Here is a 570-nt window from a genome sequence, read left to right on the forward strand (position 1 = left end):
GTGCTTTAGTGGCTACTCCAGCTGCGACGCTAACGGAAGAGGTGTTACCTACAGGAGATGTGAGTGGTAGTGCGAGTATCTGCGAAGGGAGTAGTACCACACTTACGTTTTCTTTGACGGGCACAGGTCCTTACGATGTAGATTATAGTGACGGGACGAATACGTTCAGTCTGAGTTCTATTGCCAATGGCGCTACGGTCTCAGTGAGTCCCGGCAGTACGACGAGTTACAGTGTTACCCGTGTTGCCGACCTGGGCACGAGTGGCCCGTGTCTGGCAACGAGTCTGGGCAGTGCAGCTGTGGTAACGGTGGTTTCAAATCCAGTGATCACGTCTTTCCCTTCTTCCAAGAGTGTGTGCAGTGGCTCGGGTACTTCTTTCAGCGTATTGGCCAGCGGGACGAGTTTAGGTTATCAATGGTTTTTGAACGGGACTCCGATTTCCGGTGGAGCTATTTATGGAGGCAGCTTTACGAGTCCTACGTTAACGATCAGTAATGTTAGTGGATTGGGTGGATCGAACTATTCTGTGGTGGTTACGGAGCAGACGGCCCCAGGCTGTGCTTTAGTGG

At 51.9% G+C, this 570-nt stretch carries 1 protein-coding gene; it reads left to right on the top strand.

Going from position 1 to position 570, the window contains the following annotated elements; genetic code table 11:
* The coding region (locus FNH22_RS32280; protein ID WP_185154533.1) for an immunoglobulin domain-containing protein at positions 1-570 on the top strand (570 nt) is incomplete at both ends.

It is taken from the genome of Fulvivirga sp. M361, assembly GCF_007097395.1.
GTDB lineage: Bacteria > Bacteroidota > Bacteroidia > Cytophagales > Cyclobacteriaceae > Fulvivirga.